Annotated in this window: 15 protein-coding genes; 6 read left to right on the forward strand and 9 right to left on the reverse strand. The window is 70.9% G+C overall.

Annotated features, from left to right (window positions below; genetic code table 11):
* Nucleotides 1-139 precede the first annotated feature (139 nt).
* Nucleotides 140-1,120 (forward strand): MoxR family ATPase, encoded by a 981-nt coding sequence (locus tag A5692_RS23280; RefSeq protein WP_068060505.1) that lies wholly within the window; start codon nt 140-142, stop codon nt 1,118-1,120.
* Nucleotides 1,120-2,442 (forward strand): DUF58 domain-containing protein, encoded by a 1,323-nt coding sequence (locus A5692_RS23285; RefSeq protein WP_068060509.1) that lies wholly within the window; start codon nt 1,120-1,122, stop codon nt 2,440-2,442. Before A5692_RS23280 ends, A5692_RS23285 begins: the two co-directional genes overlap by 1 nt.
* Before the next feature lie 4 nt (nt 2,443-2,446).
* Here A5692_RS23285 and A5692_RS23290 read toward each other — a convergent pair whose 3' ends face one another.
* Nucleotides 2,447-3,439, reverse strand: a complete 993-nt coding sequence (locus A5692_RS23290; RefSeq protein ID WP_068060512.1) for a stage II sporulation protein M — start codon at nt 3,437-3,439, stop codon at nt 2,447-2,449.
* Nucleotides 3,440-3,475: 36 nt separating this feature from the next.
* Here A5692_RS23290 and A5692_RS23295 point away from each other — a divergent pair, with 36 nt between their 5' ends.
* Nucleotides 3,476-4,345 (forward strand): RDD family protein, encoded by an 870-nt coding sequence (locus tag A5692_RS23295; RefSeq protein WP_068060516.1) that lies wholly within the window; start codon nt 3,476-3,478, stop codon nt 4,343-4,345.
* Between the two features lie 8 nt (nt 4,346-4,353).
* Here A5692_RS23295 and A5692_RS23300 read toward each other — a convergent pair whose 3' ends face one another.
* Complete coding sequence (locus A5692_RS23300; protein WP_068060519.1) at nt 4,354-4,746, reverse strand: hypothetical protein; 393 nt, start codon at nt 4,744-4,746, stop codon at nt 4,354-4,356.
* Between the two features lie 209 nt (nt 4,747-4,955).
* Here A5692_RS23300 and A5692_RS23305 point away from each other — a divergent pair, with 209 nt between their 5' ends.
* Nucleotides 4,956-5,663, forward strand: coding sequence for a PadR family transcriptional regulator (locus A5692_RS23305; protein ID WP_068060522.1), 708 nt, complete (start codon nt 4,956-4,958; stop codon nt 5,661-5,663).
* Nucleotides 5,664-5,688: 25 nt separating this feature from the next.
* Here A5692_RS23305 and glpK read toward each other — a convergent pair whose 3' ends face one another.
* Nucleotides 5,689-7,209, reverse strand: a complete 1,521-nt coding sequence (glpK, locus tag A5692_RS23310; RefSeq protein WP_082963032.1) for a glycerol kinase GlpK — start codon at nt 7,207-7,209, stop codon at nt 5,689-5,691.
* A gap of 86 nt (nt 7,210-7,295) precedes the next feature.
* Between glpK and A5692_RS23315 the strand changes: the two genes are divergently transcribed.
* Nucleotides 7,296-8,780: a glutamate-cysteine ligase family protein gene (locus tag A5692_RS23315; RefSeq protein WP_068060525.1), complete on the forward strand. Its 1,485-nt coding sequence runs from the start codon at nt 7,296-7,298 to the stop codon at nt 8,778-8,780.
* A gap of 21 nt (nt 8,781-8,801) precedes the next feature.
* A complete protein-coding gene (locus tag A5692_RS23320; protein WP_068060528.1) occupies nt 8,802-9,482 on the forward strand; it encodes a class I SAM-dependent methyltransferase in 681 nt (226 codons plus the stop codon).
* Nucleotides 9,483-9,485: 3 nt separating this feature from the next.
* On the opposite strand, the gene egtE is transcribed toward A5692_RS23320, so the two are convergent.
* From egtE to A5692_RS23350, 6 genes are all read right to left on the reverse strand, one after another.
* The gene (egtE, locus tag A5692_RS23325; protein WP_068060531.1) at nt 9,486-10,634 is read right to left on the reverse strand and encodes an ergothioneine biosynthesis PLP-dependent enzyme EgtE; all 1,149 of its coding nucleotides are present in this window, start codon (nt 10,632-10,634) and stop codon (nt 9,486-9,488) included.
* Entirely contained in the window at nt 10,631-11,596 is a 966-nt protein-coding gene (gene egtD, locus A5692_RS23330) for an L-histidine N(alpha)-methyltransferase (RefSeq protein ID WP_068060534.1), read from the reverse strand. The genes egtE and egtD overlap by 4 nt, the downstream gene beginning before the upstream one ends.
* Entirely contained in the window at nt 11,593-12,306 is a 714-nt protein-coding gene (gene egtC, locus A5692_RS23335) for an ergothioneine biosynthesis protein EgtC (protein ID WP_068060537.1), read from the reverse strand. The genes egtD and egtC overlap by 4 nt, the downstream gene beginning before the upstream one ends.
* Nucleotides 12,306-13,583: an ergothioneine biosynthesis protein EgtB gene (gene egtB / locus A5692_RS23340; protein WP_156766232.1), complete on the reverse strand. Its 1,278-nt coding sequence runs from the start codon at nt 13,581-13,583 to the stop codon at nt 12,306-12,308. Before egtB ends, egtC begins: the two co-directional genes overlap by 1 nt.
* A 107-nt stretch (nt 13,584-13,690) precedes the next feature.
* Nucleotides 13,691-14,968: an ergothioneine biosynthesis glutamate--cysteine ligase EgtA gene (egtA, locus tag A5692_RS23345; protein ID WP_068060544.1), complete on the reverse strand. Its 1,278-nt coding sequence runs from the start codon at nt 14,966-14,968 to the stop codon at nt 13,691-13,693.
* Nucleotides 14,969-15,134: 166 nt separating this feature from the next.
* Entirely contained in the window at nt 15,135-15,782 is a 648-nt protein-coding gene (locus A5692_RS23350) for a sensor domain-containing protein (protein WP_156766236.1), read from the reverse strand.
* Nucleotides 15,783-15,814 lie beyond the last annotated feature (32 nt).

Below are 15,814 nucleotides of genomic sequence, written 5' to 3' on the forward strand. Positions count from 1 at the left end.
CGTCGGGGCCCGTCGAGGCCGGATCCATGCGCGCGCCCGGCCGTGGCGCGGTCAGGTAGGCATCGACCCCGGCGACCGACCACGACCTGTTACAACTTGCCCGTGCGCTCGACGACATCGAAAGGCAGGTCACCCGCACGTGACACAGTCCCCTTCCCCCGCCCAGACCCCCACCGCTGAATCGGCACGAGACGCGCTGCTGGCGTTGCGCACCGAGCTCGCCAAGGCCGTCGTCGGGCAGGAAGGGGTGATCAGCGGGCTGGTGATCGCGCTGCTGTGCCGCGGCCACGTGCTGTTGGAAGGCGTTCCGGGAGTGGCGAAGACGCTGCTGGTGCGCGCCCTGGCCGCCGCGCTGCGGCTCGAGTTCAAACGGGTGCAGTTCACCCCGGACCTGATGCCCGGCGACGTCACGGGTTCGCTGGTGTACGACGCGCGCACGGCCGCCTTCGCGTTCCGGCCCGGCCCGGTGTTCACCAACCTGCTGCTGGCCGACGAGATCAACCGGACCCCACCGAAAACCCAGGCCGCGCTGCTCGAGGCGATGGAAGAGCGTCAGGTCAGCGTGGAAGGCGTGGCCCAGCCCCTGCCCGACCCGTTCATCGTCGCCGCAACCCAGAACCCCATCGAATACGAGGGCACCTACCAGCTGCCCGAAGCGCAGCTGGACCGATTCCTGCTCAAACTGAATGTGTCGCTGCCGCCGCGGGATTCGGAGATCGCGATCCTCGGCAGGCACGCCCATGGCTTCGATCCCCGCGACCTCTCGGCGATCAATCCGGTGGCCGGGCCCACCGAACTGGCGGCCGGGCGCGAGGCCGTGGGGCAGGTGCTGGTCGCCGACGAGGTCCTGGGCTACATCGTCGACATCGTCGGGGCCACCCGCTCCTCGCCCGCGCTGCAGCTGGGCGTCTCCCCCCGGGGGGCGACGGCGCTGCTGGCCACGGCCCGGTCCTGGGCCTGGCTGTCCGGGCGCAACTACGTCACCCCCGACGACGTGAAGGCCATGGCCCGGCCCACGCTGCGGCACCGGGTGATGCTGCGCCCCGAGGCCGAGCTCGAAGGGGCCACACCCGACGGTGTGCTCGACGGGATTCTGGCGTCGGTTCCGGTGCCCCGATAGTGATCCTGACCGGACGCACCGGGCTGGTCGCGCTGATGTGCGTCCTGCCCATCGCGCTGTCGCCCTCGCCCGCAGGGACTTTCATGCTTCTGCTGGTCGCGCTGGCGCTCGTGGTGGCCGTGGACGCCGGGCTGGCGGCCAGCACCCGCAAGCTGCGCTACACCCGCTCCCCGGATCGCTCCACCCGGCTCGCGCAGCAGGTGGACGTCGGGCTGCTGATCCACAACGACGGCCGGCGCAGGTTCCGCGGCCAGGTCCGCGACGCCTGGCCGCCCAGCGCCGGCGCGCGGCCGCGCATCCATCCCGTCAACATCCCCGCCGGCCAACACCAGCACGTCCAGTCCCGGCTGCGGCCGGTCCGCCGGGGCGAGCAGCGCGCGGCGATGGTCACCGCCCGGTCCATCGGCCCGCTGGGGCTGGCGGGTCGGCAGGGGTCGCAACCGGTGCCGGGCCTGCTCCGGGTGCTGCCGCCGTTCCTGTCCCGCAAGCACCTGCCGGCGCGGCTGGCCAAACTCCGCGAGATCGACGGGCTACTGCCGACGCTGATCCGCGGCCAGGGGACCGAATTCGATTCGCTGCGCGAATATGTCGTGGGTGACGACGTGCGGTCGATCGACTGGCGGGCCACCGCGCGGCGTGCCGACGTCGTGGTCCGCACCTGGCGGCCCGAACGCGACCGGCGGGTGGTGATCGTGCTCGACACGGGGCGCACCTCGGCGGGCCGGGTAGGGGTGGACCCGACCGCCTCCGATCCGGCGGGCTGGCCGCGGCTGGACTGGTCGATGGATGCCGCGCTGCTGCTGGCGGCGCTCGCGTCGCGGGCCGGCGACCACGTCGACTTCCTGGCCCACGACCGGGTCAGCCGGGCCGGTGTGTTCGGCGCATCGCGCACCGAACTGCTCGCCCAGCTGGTCGAGGCGATGGCGCCCCTGCAACCGGCGCTGCTCGAACCCGACTGGCCGGCAATGGTTTCGGCGATCGTCCGGCGTGCCCGCCGGCGGTCGCTGGTGGTGCTGCTGACCGACCTCAACGCGACCGCGCTCGACGAGGGATTGCTGCCCGTGCTGGGGCAGTTGTCGGCCAAACATCACCTGATGCTGGCCGCCGTCGCCGACCCACGGGTGGACCACATGGCCGCGGGGCGTTCGGATCCGGCCGCCGTCTACGACGCGGCCGCGGCCGAACGATCCCGCAACGACCGCCGCGCGATCGCCACCCGGCTGCGCCACGGCGGGGTGGAGGTCGTCGACGCCCCGCCCACCGAACTGGCGCCCGCACTGGCCGACCGCTACCTGGCGATGAAGGCCAGCGGCCGGCTCTGACCGCTCAGCCGGTGGGGACCACGTCGGGCGCGTCTTCGATGTCGCCGGTCTCGCCGGCCTTCGCCGCGCGCCGGCCGAAATACACGACGTAGGAAAGGAATGCCGCCTCGGCGATGACCCCGATACCGACCCGAACGAACGTCGGCAGCGGCGAGGGCGTCACCAGCGCCTCGATCAGTCCCGAGACCAACAGCACGGCCACCAGTCCGATCGCGACCGACACGACGGCCCGGCCCTGTTCGGCGAGCACTTGTCCGCGGGGCCGGTCGCCGGGCGCGATCACCGACCAGCCCAGCCGCATCCCCGCCCCCCCGGCCAGGAAGACCGCCGTCAGCTCCAGCAACCCGTGCGGGGCGAGCAGCCCGAGCAGCACACCGCCCTTGCCCGCCTGAAACATCAGCCCGGAGATCAGCCCGAGGTTGGCGGCGTTCTGAAACAGCACGACCGGAATCGGCAGCCCCAGTAGGACCGACATCGCGATGCACTGCGCGGCGACCCAGGAATTGTTGATCCAGATCTGCAGCGCGAACGCCAACGCCGGATGTTCGCTGTAGTAGGAGGCGATGTCGTGGTTGACCAATTGCTCGATGTCGCTTGGCGTTCCGGCGGCCGACTGCACCTCGGGGTTGCCGACGACCCATAGCGCGACGACCACCACCACGGCGAAGAACACCACCGCGGTGCCCAGCCACCAGCGCCACGAGCGGTAGGCGACCACCGGGAAAGACACCGTCCAGAACCGGGCGAACGTACTGCTCAACGGGGCGTGGGCGCCGGTCACCACGGAACGGGCCCGCGCGACCAGGCTGGAGAGCCGACCGATCAGCACCGAATCCGACGACGCCGAACGCAGCGTCGAGAGGTGGGTGGACACCCGCTGGTAGAGCTCGACGAGCTCGTCGACCTCGGCGCCGGTCAGCGAGCGACGCCGTCCCACCAGCCGGTCGAGGCGGTCCCAGGTACCGCGATGGGCCAGCACGAATGCGTCGACGTCCACCCTGCGCAGCCTAATCGCCCTGTACCGTTCGGTGTTATGTCGGAGGTGGTGACCGGCGACGCCGTCGTGCTCGATGTGCAGATCGCCCAGTTGCCGGTGCGGGCCGTGAGCGCATTGATCGATATCGCGGTGATCGCCGTCTGCTATCTGCTCGGCCTGATGTTGTGGGCCGCCACGCTGACCCAGTACGACACCGCGCTGAGCACCGCCGTCCTGCTCATCTTCACGGTGGTGGTGATCGTGGGCTATCCCGTGATCCTCGAAACGGCCACCCGCGGACGCTCGGTCGGCAAGATCGCGATGGGCCTGCGCGTGGTGTCCGACGACGGCGGCCCAGAACGCTTCCGGCAGGCCCTGTTTCGGGCCCTGGCATCGGTGGTGGAGGTCTGGATGCTGTTCGGCAGTCCCGCCGTCATATGCAGCATCCTGTCGCCGAAGGCCAAGCGGATCGGCGACATCTTCGCCGGCACCGTCGTCATCAACGAGCGCGGACCCCGGCTGGGCCCCCCGCCGATGATGCCGCCGTCCCTGGCCTGGTGGGCGGCGTCGCTGCAACTTTCCGGCCTGTCCCCGGGACAGGCGGAGGTCGCGCGCCAATTCCTCTCGCGGGCAGCGCAACTCGACCCCCAGCTGCGCCAGCAGATGGCCTACCGGATCGCCGGTGACGTGGTGTCCCGCATCGCCCCGCCGCCCCCGCCCGGCGCACCGCCCGAATTGGTCCTCGCGGCCGTGCTCGCCGAACGGCACCGCCGCGAGCTGGCCCGGCTTCGTCCGGCCATGCCGCCGGCGGGCACCCCGCCGTGGCCGGCCCGGCCGCAATCGCACGCGGTCCCGTGGCCGGGCGCGGGCGCACCGCCGCAGGGTCCGCACGATGGAGCGCCGGGCGGTTTCTCGCCGCCGGGCTGATAGGTCCGTTAACCGGAGACGCTGGCCGCCATGAGGGCGACGTCGGCGATCAACAGCGCCCATCCGAGCAGCGGAACGGCGATGCCGCCGCGGCGCTTCGCGGTGACGAGCGAGATGACGATGACGACGACGGCGACCGCGGGCGCGCCGTAGAACGCGACCCCGAAATTGATCCCGCCGTGCCCCAGGTCGGGGCAGCTGCGGTCGGCGCAGCCGTCGGTGCTCATCACCGCGCCCAGCGCGAAAAGCATCACGATAGCGGCGGCGGGCACCGTGGCCAGCGCCAGGCCCCAGTTGACCCAGGGCCAGACGTCGCGTTCCCGTCCGCCGCCGAACTGAGCGGGATTGGTCGCGGCGCAGGTCCCGCTGCCCACCGTCAGGTGCGAGTTATCCGCGTTCATCCCAGAGTTCCTACCCGCCGCCCCTGGGGCGCAAACCGCCCCACCACATCCGGCCTTCGACCCGGCGATCGCGCGGTTCCCGGCAAAAACGCAGGTCACACACCCGACGGCCAAAATCTGTCGTCGGACGTTGCATCGCGATACTTTCCGATATATCGTGATACTTCGAAGCGCACGGTGCGCTTCCACCGCATACGTAAGGAACAGACATGAACCACCCATTCACCCCCACCGGTGGCCCCTTCGCCGCCGGCCCCGGCTTCGGCTTCGGGCCCGACACACACCGACGCGCCCTGCACGGCGCCCGGCGGCGGGCCCGCCAGGAGTTCTTCCAAAACCTCCGCGAGCACGGCCCCGACCATGACGGTCCCCTGGGGTTCGGTCCCGGATTCGGGCCCGGGTTCGGCCCGGGCTTCGGTCCCGGCTTCGGCTTCGGGCCGGGCGGGCGGCGCGGCGGATGGCGCCGCGGCGGCCCCGGTCGCGGGAAGCGCGGCGACGTCCGCGCGGCCATCCTGGCGCTGTTGGTCGAGCGGCCGATGCACGGCTACGAGATGATCCAGCAGATCGCCGAACGCAGCAACGGCCTCTGGAAGCCGAGCCCTGGCTCGGTCTACCCGACCCTGCAGCTGTTGACCGACGAGGGCTTGATCACCGCCAGCGAAACCGAGGGCAGCAAGAAGCTCTTCGAGCTGACCGACGAGGGCCGCGCGGCGGCCGAAAAGGTCGAGACCCCGCCGTGGGACGAGATCGCCGAGGGCGCCGACCCCGGTCACATGAACCTGCGGGCGGCCATCGGCCAGCTGTTCGGCGCGGTCGCGCAGTCCGCGCACACCGCCACCGCCGAGCAACAGCAGCGCATCGTCGAGATTCTCAACAACGCGCGGCGCGAGGTCTACGGCATCCTCGGCGAAGACTGAGCCCCGACGTGCGGCGGGCCCTGGATCAGGTCACGTCCACCCAGTCCAGGGTCCGCTGCACCGCCTTGCGCCAACCCGCGTATCCGGCGGCGCGCTGCTCATCGGTCCAGGCCGGCGTCCAACGCTTGTCCTCGTGCCAGTTGGCCCGCAGGTCGGCCGGGTCGGCCCAGAACCCCACCGCCAACCCGGCCGCGTAGGCCGCGCCCAGCGCGGTCGTCTCGGCCACCACCGGACGCACCACGTCGACCCCGAGCACGTCGGCCTGGATCTGCATGCACAGGTCGTTGCCGGTGACCCCGCCGTCGACCTTCAAAACCTCAAGGCGCACACCGGAATCCGCCGCCATCGCGTCCACCACGTCGCGGCTCTGATAGCAGATCGCCTCCAGTGTGGCGCGGGCCAGGTGCGCGTTGGTGTTGAACCGGGACAGCCCGACGATCGCCCCGCGCGCGTCGGATCGCCAGTACGGCGCGAACAGCCCGGAAAACGCCGGGACGAAATACACCCCGCCGTTGTCGTCGACCTGACGCGCCAGCGACTCGCTTTGTGCCGCGCCGCTGATGATGCCCAGCTGATCACGCAGCCACTGCACCGCCGCGCCCGTGACCGCTATCGAACCCTCAAGCGCGTAAACGGGTTTGGCGCCCCCGAACTGGTAACAGACGGTGGTCAGCAGCCCGTTCTTCGATCGCACGATCGTCTCACCGGTGTTGAGCAGCAAGAAGTTCCCGGTGCCGTAGGTGTTCTTCGCCTCGCCCTCCGACAGGCACACCTGGCCCACCATCGCCGCGTGCTGGTCACCCAGCATGCCCGTTACCGGTACCTCGCCACCGACCGGCCCGCTCTGCGCGGAGACGCCGTAGGGCTGCGGCGACGACGACGGCGCGATCGCCGGCAGCATCGCGCGCGGGATGGAGAAGAACGACAACAGCTCGTCGTCCCAGTCCAGCGTCTGTAGGTCCATCAGCATGGTCCGGCTGGCGTTCGTCACGTCGGTCACGTGCACACCGCCGCGCGCGCCCCCGGTCAGGTTCCACAACACCCAGCTGTCGGCGGTGCCGAACAGAGCGTCGCCGCTCTCGGCGGCTTCGCGCACCCCGTCGACGTTCTCCAGGATCCACTGCAGTTTGCCGCCGGAGAAATACGTCGCCGGGGGCAAGCCCGCCTTGCGCCGGATCACGTCGCCGCGGCCGCCGCGGTCCAGCGCCGACGCGATCCGATCGGTCCGGGTGTCCTGCCAGACGATCGCGTTGTAATAGGGCCGCCCGGTGCGCCGATTCCACACCAGCGTGGTTTCCCGCTGATTCGTGATGCCCAGCGCGGCAATGTGTTCGGCGGACAGGTTGGCGCGGTTCAGCACCGACATCAGCACCGAGGAGGTGCGCTCCCAGATCTCGACCGGGTCGTGCTCGACCCAGCCGGCGCGGGGCAGGATCTGTTCGTGCTCGAGTTGGTGGCGAGCCACTTCGGCGCCGTCATGATCGAAGATCATGCACCGGGTGCTGGTGGTTCCCTGGTCGATGGCGGCGACGAACTCAGCGGGCACGCCAGGAGTCCATCATGGTCTGCCGCCCGGCGACAAGCTCACCGCGAAGCTTGCGTTACCGCCGGTAACCCTGTTCCATCGGCGGTGTGGGCGAAGAGGTCAAGCGCACCACGTACACCAGCGCACATCGGCGGGAATACCGGCGGAAGCTGCAGTTGTGCCTGGACGTCTTCGAGACGATGCTGGCCCAGTCGCATTTCGACTCGGCCAAGCCGCTCACCGGCATGGAGATCGAGTGCAACCTGGTCGACGCCGACTATCAGCCCGCGATGTCGAACCGCGACGTCCTGGACGCCATCGGGGACCCGGCGTTCCAGCCGGAATTGGGCGCCTACAACATCGAATTCAACGTGCCGCCCCACGCCCTGCCCGGGCACACCGCGCTGGACCTGGAGGACGAGGTGCGAGCCAGCCTGAACGACGCCGAGATCAAGGCGGGCGCGGGTGGGGCGCACATCGTGATGATCGGGATCCTGCCCACGCTGATGCCCGAACACCTGGCCACCGGGTGGATGAGCGACTCGCGGCGGTACGCGGCGCTCAACGAGTCGATCTTCACCGCGCGCGGCGAGCACATCCCGATCGACATCTCCGGCCCCGAGCCGCTGAGCTGGCAGGCCGTGTCGATCGCACCCGAATCCGCCTGCACCAGCATCCAATTGCATCTGCAAGTGGCACCGGAGGCGTTCGCCGCGAACTGGAACGCCGCGCAGGTGGTGGCCGGCCCGCAGCTGGCGCTGGGCGCCAACTCCCCGTACTTCTTCGGCCACCAGTTGTGGGCGGAGACCCGCATCGAGCTGTTCACCCAGTCCACCGACACCCGGCCCGAGCAGCTCAAGTCCCAGGGCGTGCGGCCGCGGGTGTGGTTCGGCGAAGCCTGGATCAGCTCGGTGCTCGACCTGTACCGGGAGAACATCCGCTACTTCCCCTCGCTGCTGCCGGAGGTGTCCGACGAGGATCCGGTCGCCGAGCTGGCGGCCGGGCGGGCACCGCACCTCCCCGAGCTGCGGCTGCACAACGGCACGGTCTACCGGTGGAACCGGCCGGTCTACGACGTGGTTGACGGCCGGCCGCACCTGCGGCTGGAGAACCGGGTGCTGCCGGCGGGGCCGACCGTCGTGGACATGCTGGCCAATTCGGCCTTCTTCTACGGCATGCTGCGCCGCCTGTCCGAGGACGACAATCCCGTGTGGACCGGCATGGATTTCGCTGCGGCACAGCAGAATTTCCTCTCGGCGGCCCGCGACGGCATCGACGCCCGGCTGCACTGGCCGGGCCGCGGCCCCGGACTGAGAGAGGTGACGGCGACCGCGCTGGTGCTGGACACGTTGCTGCCGATCGCCGACGAGGGGCTGCGCAGCTGGGGCGTGGACGCCGACGTGCGCGACCGCTTCCTCGGGGTCATCGAGGGCCGCGCCAGGACCGGCCGCAACGGCGCCAGCTGGCAGGTGTCCACCGTGCGCGCGCTTCAGGACGGCGGGATGGCAAGGCCGGACGCCTTGGCCGAGATGCTGCGCCGGTACTGCGCGCACATGCACGCCAACGAGCCGGTGCACACCTGGGAGTCCTGAGCGCGGGGTACGTTGAAGCCCATGACGGGCGATCAGGTCATGGACTGGGACAGCGCATACCGCGAGCAGGCGCACTTCGAGGGTCCGCCGCCGTGGAACATCGGTGAGCCGCAACCCGAATTGGCCGCGCTGGTCGCGGCCGGGAAATTCCGCAGCGACGTCCTGGACGCGGGATGCGGCGTCGCCGAACTGTCGTTGGCGCTGGCCGCCCAGGGCTACACGGTGGTCGGGGTCGATATCACGCCGACCGCCGTCGCGACGGCCACCAAGGCCGCCCAGGAGCGCGGCCTGACGACGGCCAGCTTCGCGCAGGCCGACATCACGTCGCTGGGTGGCTACGACGGACGGTTCTCCACCGTGGTCGATTCCACGCTGTTCCACTCGCTGCCGGTCGAGGGCCGCGACGGCTACCTGAGCTCCGTCCACCGCGCGGCAGCACCGGGGGCCAGTTTGTTCGTGCTGGTCTTCGCCAAGGGCGCGTTTCCGGCCGAGATGCAACCCAAGCCCAACGAGGTCGACGAGGACGAACTGCGCGCCGCGGTCAGCAAATACTGGGAGGTCGACGAGATCCGGCCGGCCTTCATCCTGTCCAACGCCGTCGAAATTCCCGACGCTCCTTTCGAATTCCCGCCGCATGAGCGCGACGAGAAGGGCCGGACGAAGATGCCGGCCTACCTGCTGACGGCGCACAAAGCGGGCTAGGGCCTAGCCCGACGTCGCTGCTGTCGCGGCGATCAGCGCCTCGGCGAAGGTCTCCAGATCGTCGGTCGTGGTGTCGACGTGCGGCGAGATCCGCAGGCGTGGCCCGGCCAGCTCCAGGGGCGCCCGCTGCACCCCGACGAAGGTGGTCAGTATCCGCCGCTCGGCGAGCAGCCAGGACCGCACCGCTTGCGGATCGGCGCCGTCGACCGGGGCCAGGGTGGTGATGGCGCTGGGCTCGTCGACCTCTTCGACCACAGCCCAGCCGGCCACATCGGCCAAGAGCCGGCGGCTGGTGGCGCCCAGCTCGGCCAGCCGCGCCCGCACCGCCTGCGGCCCGTACCCCAGATACTCGCCCAGCGCCAGCGAAAAGCCCACGCGCGCGGCAATATTGGCCTCGCCGAACTCCAGCTGCTGGGCCACTGTGAACGAGCCGGCGAGCCAGTCGGGGGCGGCCAGCCTCGGGCGCAACCCCTCCAGCAGCTCGCGACGCGCGGCCAGCGCGCCGACACCGCGCGGCCCGGCGATCCACTTGCGCGACGACGCGTAGGTCACGTCGGCGCCGACCGTGCAATCCACCTGGCCCAGCGCCTGGGCGGCGTCGACGACCAGCGGCAGCCCCAACTCGCGGCACAGCTGCGCGATCATCGCCAACGGTTGCACCACCCCGCTGTGGCTGCCGACCGCGGTCAGGTGGACCAGGCCGGGCGGATCGGCCTCGAGTTGCAGTGCGGCGTCGTCGAGAGCGACCCGGCCGTCCTCGAGCGCCGGCAGGAGCCGCAGGTCGAATCCGTGGGCGTTCAGCAGCGCCAGGTTGGGGCCGTATTCGCCGGGCAGGCAGGCCACCGTGCGCCGGTCGGCCGGCCACGCGCCCAACAGCAGATCCAGCGCGTTGAGCGAGCCGGTGGTGAACACCACCTCGGCGTCGGGCGTGCCCGCCAGCGCGGCGAACGCGACCCGCCCGGCATCCAGCGCGGGCGCGGCCGCCTCCGCCGCGACGTAGCCGCCGACCTCGGCTTCGTTGCGGGCGTGCAGGGCGGCGGCCTCGATCACCGCGAGGCTCTGCCGCGAGCAGGCGGCGCTGTCCAGGTGCAGCCCGGCCGCCGGCGGGCGCACCGCCCGCCAACGGGCGGCCAGCGAGTCCCCGACGGTCACTTCACGGCCAGCGACAGCCCGAAGTCGCCCGCGGCGTCCGTCCACCACCGGGTGCGGCGCAGTCCCGCGGCGGCCAGCTCGGCGCTCACCCCGTCCGGGCGGAACTTGCACGACACCTCGGTGAGCATCTGCTCGCCCGCCGCGAAGTCGACAGTCAAGTCGAGCGCGTCGACGCGGACCCGTTGGGGCCGGCTCGACCGCAACCACATCTCGATGCGCTCCTCGTCGGCGTTCCAGCGCGCCACGTGCTGATAGGCCTCGACGTCGAAGTCGGCGTCGAGTTGCCGGTTGATCACCGCCAGCACGTTGCGATTGAACGCCGCCGTCACCCCCGCCGAGTCGTCGTAGGCCCGCACCAGCCGGCCGGTGTCCTTGACCAGATCCGTGCCCAGCAGCAGGCTGTCCCCCGGCCGCATCTGAGCCGACAGGCTCGACAGGAACTCCGCGCGCGGGCCGGGAGTGAGGTTGCCGATCGTCGACCCCAGGAAGGCGAAAAGGCGCCGCCCGCCGGTGGGGATCTCGGTCAGGTGTTCCTCGAAATCGCCGCAGACAGCGTGGATTTCGACGCCCACGTATTCCTGCTGGATGGCCGCGGCGGCCGTCGACAGGATGCCGGCGTCGACGTCGAAGGGAACGAACCTGCGCAGCGATCCGCGTTCACGCAGCGCGTCGAGCAGCAGCCGGGTCTTCTCGGACGTTCCGCTGCCCAGCTCAACCAGGGTGTCGGCCGCGCTGGCCCCCGCGATCTCGGCCGACCGCGCACGCAGGATCTCGGCCTCGGCGCGGGTCGGATAGTACTCGGGCAACCGGGTGATCTGGTCGAACAGGTGGCTGCCCAGCGAATCGTAGAACCACTTGGGGGGCAACGACTTCGGCGTCCGCCGCAGGCCGTCGAGCACGTCGCTGCGCAACGCGCGGTCGGCGGAGTCGGCGGCCAGGTGGTTGGACAGGGTCAGCGTCATCGATAACCTTCCGATTGATCCAGCGGGGTCAGCGCGACACCCGTCGCGGTGACCTCGACGAGGTGGCGGTCCGGCACGTCCTCCCAACCGGAGTCGTTGTCGTAGGGCTCGCTGGCCAGGACGACGCCGTCCGGGCGGCGCAGGATCGACAGGGTGTCTCCCCAGGTGGTCGCCAGCAGGCGAGCGCCGTCGGCGGCCAGGATGTTCAGCCTGGCGTCCGGGTCGGCCGCCGCTATCCCGGTGATGGTGTCGCCGAGCGCGTCGAGGCCGCGGTCGAAGATGGCGGCCGCCAATAGCGCGCTGTCGCAGACCGATTCGGCCTGGGAGGTCACGGGCAGCACCGCCCGGTCGACCACCCCGTTGTGCGACAACAACCACCGGCCGTCGGTGAACGGGGCCGTCGCGCTGACGTCGATCGGCATCCCGACCGTCGCCGAGCGCACCGCGGCCACCACGCAGTGGCTGCGCAGGGCCGGGGCGACGGAGTCGAACGACACGTCACCCCACAGCGGGGCCCGGCTACGCCAGCGGCGGGGCGCCGAGTCTCCCGAAGAACCATCGAAAAACCCGACGCCCCAACCGTCGGCGTTGAGCAGGCCGTGCTTCTGCCGGCGCGGGGCATACGACTGCACCCGCAGCCCGCACGGCGGATCCAGCACCAGCGAGGAAACGGTGACGCTGGCCCCGAGCCAGCCAAGGTGACGGCACATCAGGCGAAATCCTCGACGTCCCAAGCTAACCGGACGCCGGAGAAGATCTGGCGCCGGATCGGATGATCCCAGTTGCGGAAGCTCGGCCGCAAGATGGCGGGCTCCACGGCCCACGAGCCGCCGCGCAGCACCCGGTAGTCGCCGTCGAAGAACGGTTGCGAGTAGCGCTCGTAGATCATCGGGACGAAACCCGGCCACGGCCGCAGCGGCGAGGAGGTCCACTCCCACACCTCGCCGAGCATCTGCTCCGCCCCGTATGCCGAGGCGCCGGCGGGATAGGCGCCGACGGGCGCCGGGCGCAGCGCGCCGCCACCCAGGTTGGCGAGGGCGTCGGTCGGCGGCTGCGCCCCCCACGGGTAGCGGCGCCGGCTGTCGGTGGCCGGATCCCACGCGCAGGCCTTCTCCCATTCCGCTTCGGTGGGCAGCCGCGCGCCGGCCCAGGCCGCGTAGGCCTGCGCCTCGAAGTAGCTGACATGCTGCACGGGTTCGTCGGCGGGAATGTCCTCGACGTGACCGAACCGGGTGCGCGTCCGTCCGTCGGAACTCCAGAATTGTGGCGCGGTCAGGCGCGCCTGCCGGCGATGCTCCCAACCGCGCTCGGACCACCAGCGCGGGTCGGAGTACCCGCCGTCCGCAATGAAGTGCCGCCATTCGCCGTTGGTGACGGGCACCCGCCCGATGCGGAATGCGGGCAGTTCGACGACGTGGGCGGGGCGTTCGTTGTCCAACGAGTACGGCTCGCTCACCGCGTCCACGCCCAGCACGAACGGGCCGGCGGGCACCAGCACCGAGGTGCCGGCCAGGTCGGGCCGCCCGATCGGCAACGCCGCGGTGTCGCGCAGCAGTGGCGCGCCGCTGCGCAGGTTCAACGCCTGCAGCATGGTCTCGTCGTGCTGGTTCTCGTGGCTGATCACCATCGCGTACACGAAGCTGTCGGCGTCGTCGGGCAGGGCGTCGAGGGCGTCGAGCGCGGCCGACCGCACGCTCGCGCAGTACGACCGCGCGCGGTCCGGGGACAGCAGCGGCAGATCGACCCGGCTGGCGCGGGAGTGCACGAAGGCGTCGTAGAGGCCCTCGACGTTCGGGGGCAGCATGCCGGGCCGGCCGGGGTCACCGCCACGCAGCAGCCACAACTCCTCTTGCTGGCCGATGTGCGCCAGGTCCCACACCAGCGGGCTCATCAACGGGTCGTATTGGCGGTACAGTTCGGCGTCGTCGAACTCGACCAGCCGCAACGTGCGCGCCCGCGCCCGCGCCAGATCGTCGGCAAGACCCACCCGGAATGACGATCGCAAGCGCGGCGCTGGGGGCACTCCCCAGCTCCGCGGGGACCCCACCCGCTTGCGGGGGACCGGGCGCAGCGGGTCGGAATCATCGGGGAAAGTCACAGCCCCCCTTGTGCCGGTCGCGCCGCCCTGGAGACCGTGGCCGCGATGCCGTGCCGGATCACCTGGTCGGCGAAGTCGTCGCCGGGACATCGGCCCCGCTCCACGGTGTCGACCAGCCGCTGCATCGAATCGCCGAGTTCGGGCGGTGCCAGCTCGGCGGCGACCGCCACGCACCTGTTGGCCGCGGCGTACAGCCGCCGGTCACGCAGACCCGCCTGGGCCGCGGTGTCCCAGGCGGTGGCCACCGGTTCGACCGCCTCGGCGGCGATACCCGCCGCGACCGGGTCGTCGAGCAGGGCCACCAGGGTGAACACCAGGGCCGGCCAGAAGACGTCCGGTGCGCTGTCGAGATAGCGGATTTCCAGCCACTGCCTCGGCCGCACCGGCGGAAACAGCGTGGTCAGGTGGTATTCCAGGTCGGCGATGGTGGGGCGGCGATCGCCGAGCAGCACCCGACCGTCCACCCAGTCGGCAAACGGCACCCAGTGGGTGACCGCTGTGAGATCTGAGGCGTCCGGCGAGTTCACGAGCATCACCGGGGCCTTGAGCGCATAGCGCGCCCAGTCGGTGCCCGGGTCGTCACCGCTGACCCCCAAAATGGGACCGCACCGCGCCGAGTCCATCTGGCCCCACACCCACTGGCGGGTGGAGGCCCAGCCGGTGAACTCGCCGCGCAGCATCGGGGAGTTCGCGGCCATCGCGATCATGGTGGGCCCCAGCGCGTGCGCCAGCCGCACCCGGTCCGCCCAGCCGGCCCGCGGCCCGGCGTCCAGGTTGACCTGAATGGAGGCGGTGGACGTCATCATCGCCCCGCCCGCCTCACCCGAGCGGCTGGACGCGAAGAACTGCTCCATGGCGCGATAGCGCCCGCCGGGATTGATGCGCTTGGGCGGCCGCAGCGGGTCCGCCCCGAGGAACACCAGCCCCAGCCCGGCGGCGGCGAACGCCGACCGCAGCACGGCCTGGTCGCGGCGCATCGCGTCGATGGCGGCCACCACCCCGTCGGCGGGCGGACCGGACAACTCCACCGCACCGCCGGGTTCCACCGTGATCCGGCTGCCCCCGGGCAACGCCGGCAGCGACGCCAGCACTTCGGCGATCTCGTTCCAGGCGGGCCTGCGGTGCGGATCGGACGGGTCGTGGCAGTGGGCCTCTACCTCCAGCCCCACGCGGCCCAGCGGGCCGTCCTCCAGGCAGCCGTCGGCGATGTAGTGCGCGGCGGCTTTGGAATCGGCCATCTCCGAGCCCGCGGTAGTGATAGCGGCAAACGTCATATCACTATCCCTTCGGGCCTGGACCAGCCTGAGCACGCGCCTGCGGTCCACTTCCCTGCACGACCAGGGGAACGGTAACCGCCACTACTTCATCTAGCAGATGGCCCCGACATATTCCCGTTCGCGCCCAATCTCAAGCATGCCCGCCCGGGCCCGGCGACCCGGCTCACTGGCCCAGCGCGTTCTGCATCGCGCCGGCCAGCACGTCGACCGCCGGCCCGGCGTTGCCAGACTGGCAGACCTTGGCCTGCAGCAACACATTTTCGCGCAGCCTGGTTTGATTGAAACACCGCCGGTCGGTGCCGGCCTCCTGCTTGGTCCAGTTCGCGTCGGCGGGCCCCGGCGGCCCGCCGTCGAACGACCACACCTGCGTGATGCCGTTGTCCAGGTGCATCGCGGTGGTCTGACCCGAGCAGCCCACCGTTCGATCCACCACGCGGTGGAAGGCACGGTCGGCCGCGTCGTTGGTGGCAAACACCCCGACCGCCTGCTTGACGAAGTGGGTCTGGTCGCTGGCCGACGTCTGGGTGACGGCACCGTTGAACGACGCCAGGTCGGGGTCGTTGTACACCTCGGGCAACCCGATGTCGGCCCAGTTGTTGCACACCGGGACGTCCACCCAGTCGCCCTGCACCGGTTGGGTGAACACCGACTCCCACCCCATGGGACCGCCGACGATGTTGCCGACCGACCCCTTGCCCAGGACCGCGTAATTCACCACCCCGGGTTCCGACGGGTGCGCGGCCGCAACGGGAAGTGCGACCGCGCCCGCGATGGCCAGGCAGATGGTGAGAACCACCGCGCGAACCAGCATGGTCATTCAAGCGATCATGCCAGGCACATGGC

This window comes from Mycobacterium sp. E342 (assembly GCF_001667665.1).
GTDB lineage: Bacteria > Actinomycetota > Actinomycetes > Mycobacteriales > Mycobacteriaceae > Mycobacterium.

Excerpts from the sequence above, each read along its gene's own strand:
- A5692_RS23305 (WP_068060522.1), top strand. The coding sequence starts at position 4,956 with ATGAACCACCCATTCACCCCCACCGGTGGCCCCTTCGCCGCCGGCCCC.
- egtA (WP_068060544.1), bottom strand. The coding sequence starts at position 14,968 with ATGACGTTTGCCGCTATCACTACCGCGGGCTCGGAGATGGCCGATTCC.
- egtC (WP_068060537.1), bottom strand. The coding sequence starts at position 12,306 with ATGTGCCGTCACCTTGGCTGGCTCGGGGCCAGCGTCACCGTTTCCTCG.
- A5692_RS23350 (WP_156766236.1), bottom strand. The coding sequence starts at position 15,782 with ATGCTGGTTCGCGCGGTGGTTCTCACCATCTGCCTGGCCATCGCGGGC.
- egtD (WP_068060534.1), bottom strand. The coding sequence starts at position 11,596 with ATGACGCTGACCCTGTCCAACCACCTGGCCGCCGACTCCGCCGACCGC.
- A5692_RS23320 (WP_068060528.1), top strand. The coding sequence starts at position 8,802 with ATGACGGGCGATCAGGTCATGGACTGGGACAGCGCATACCGCGAGCAG.
- A5692_RS23295 (WP_068060516.1), top strand. The coding sequence starts at position 3,476 with ATGTCGGAGGTGGTGACCGGCGACGCCGTCGTGCTCGATGTGCAGATC.
- A5692_RS23300 (WP_068060519.1), bottom strand. The coding sequence starts at position 4,746 with ATGAACGCGGATAACTCGCACCTGACGGTGGGCAGCGGGACCTGCGCC.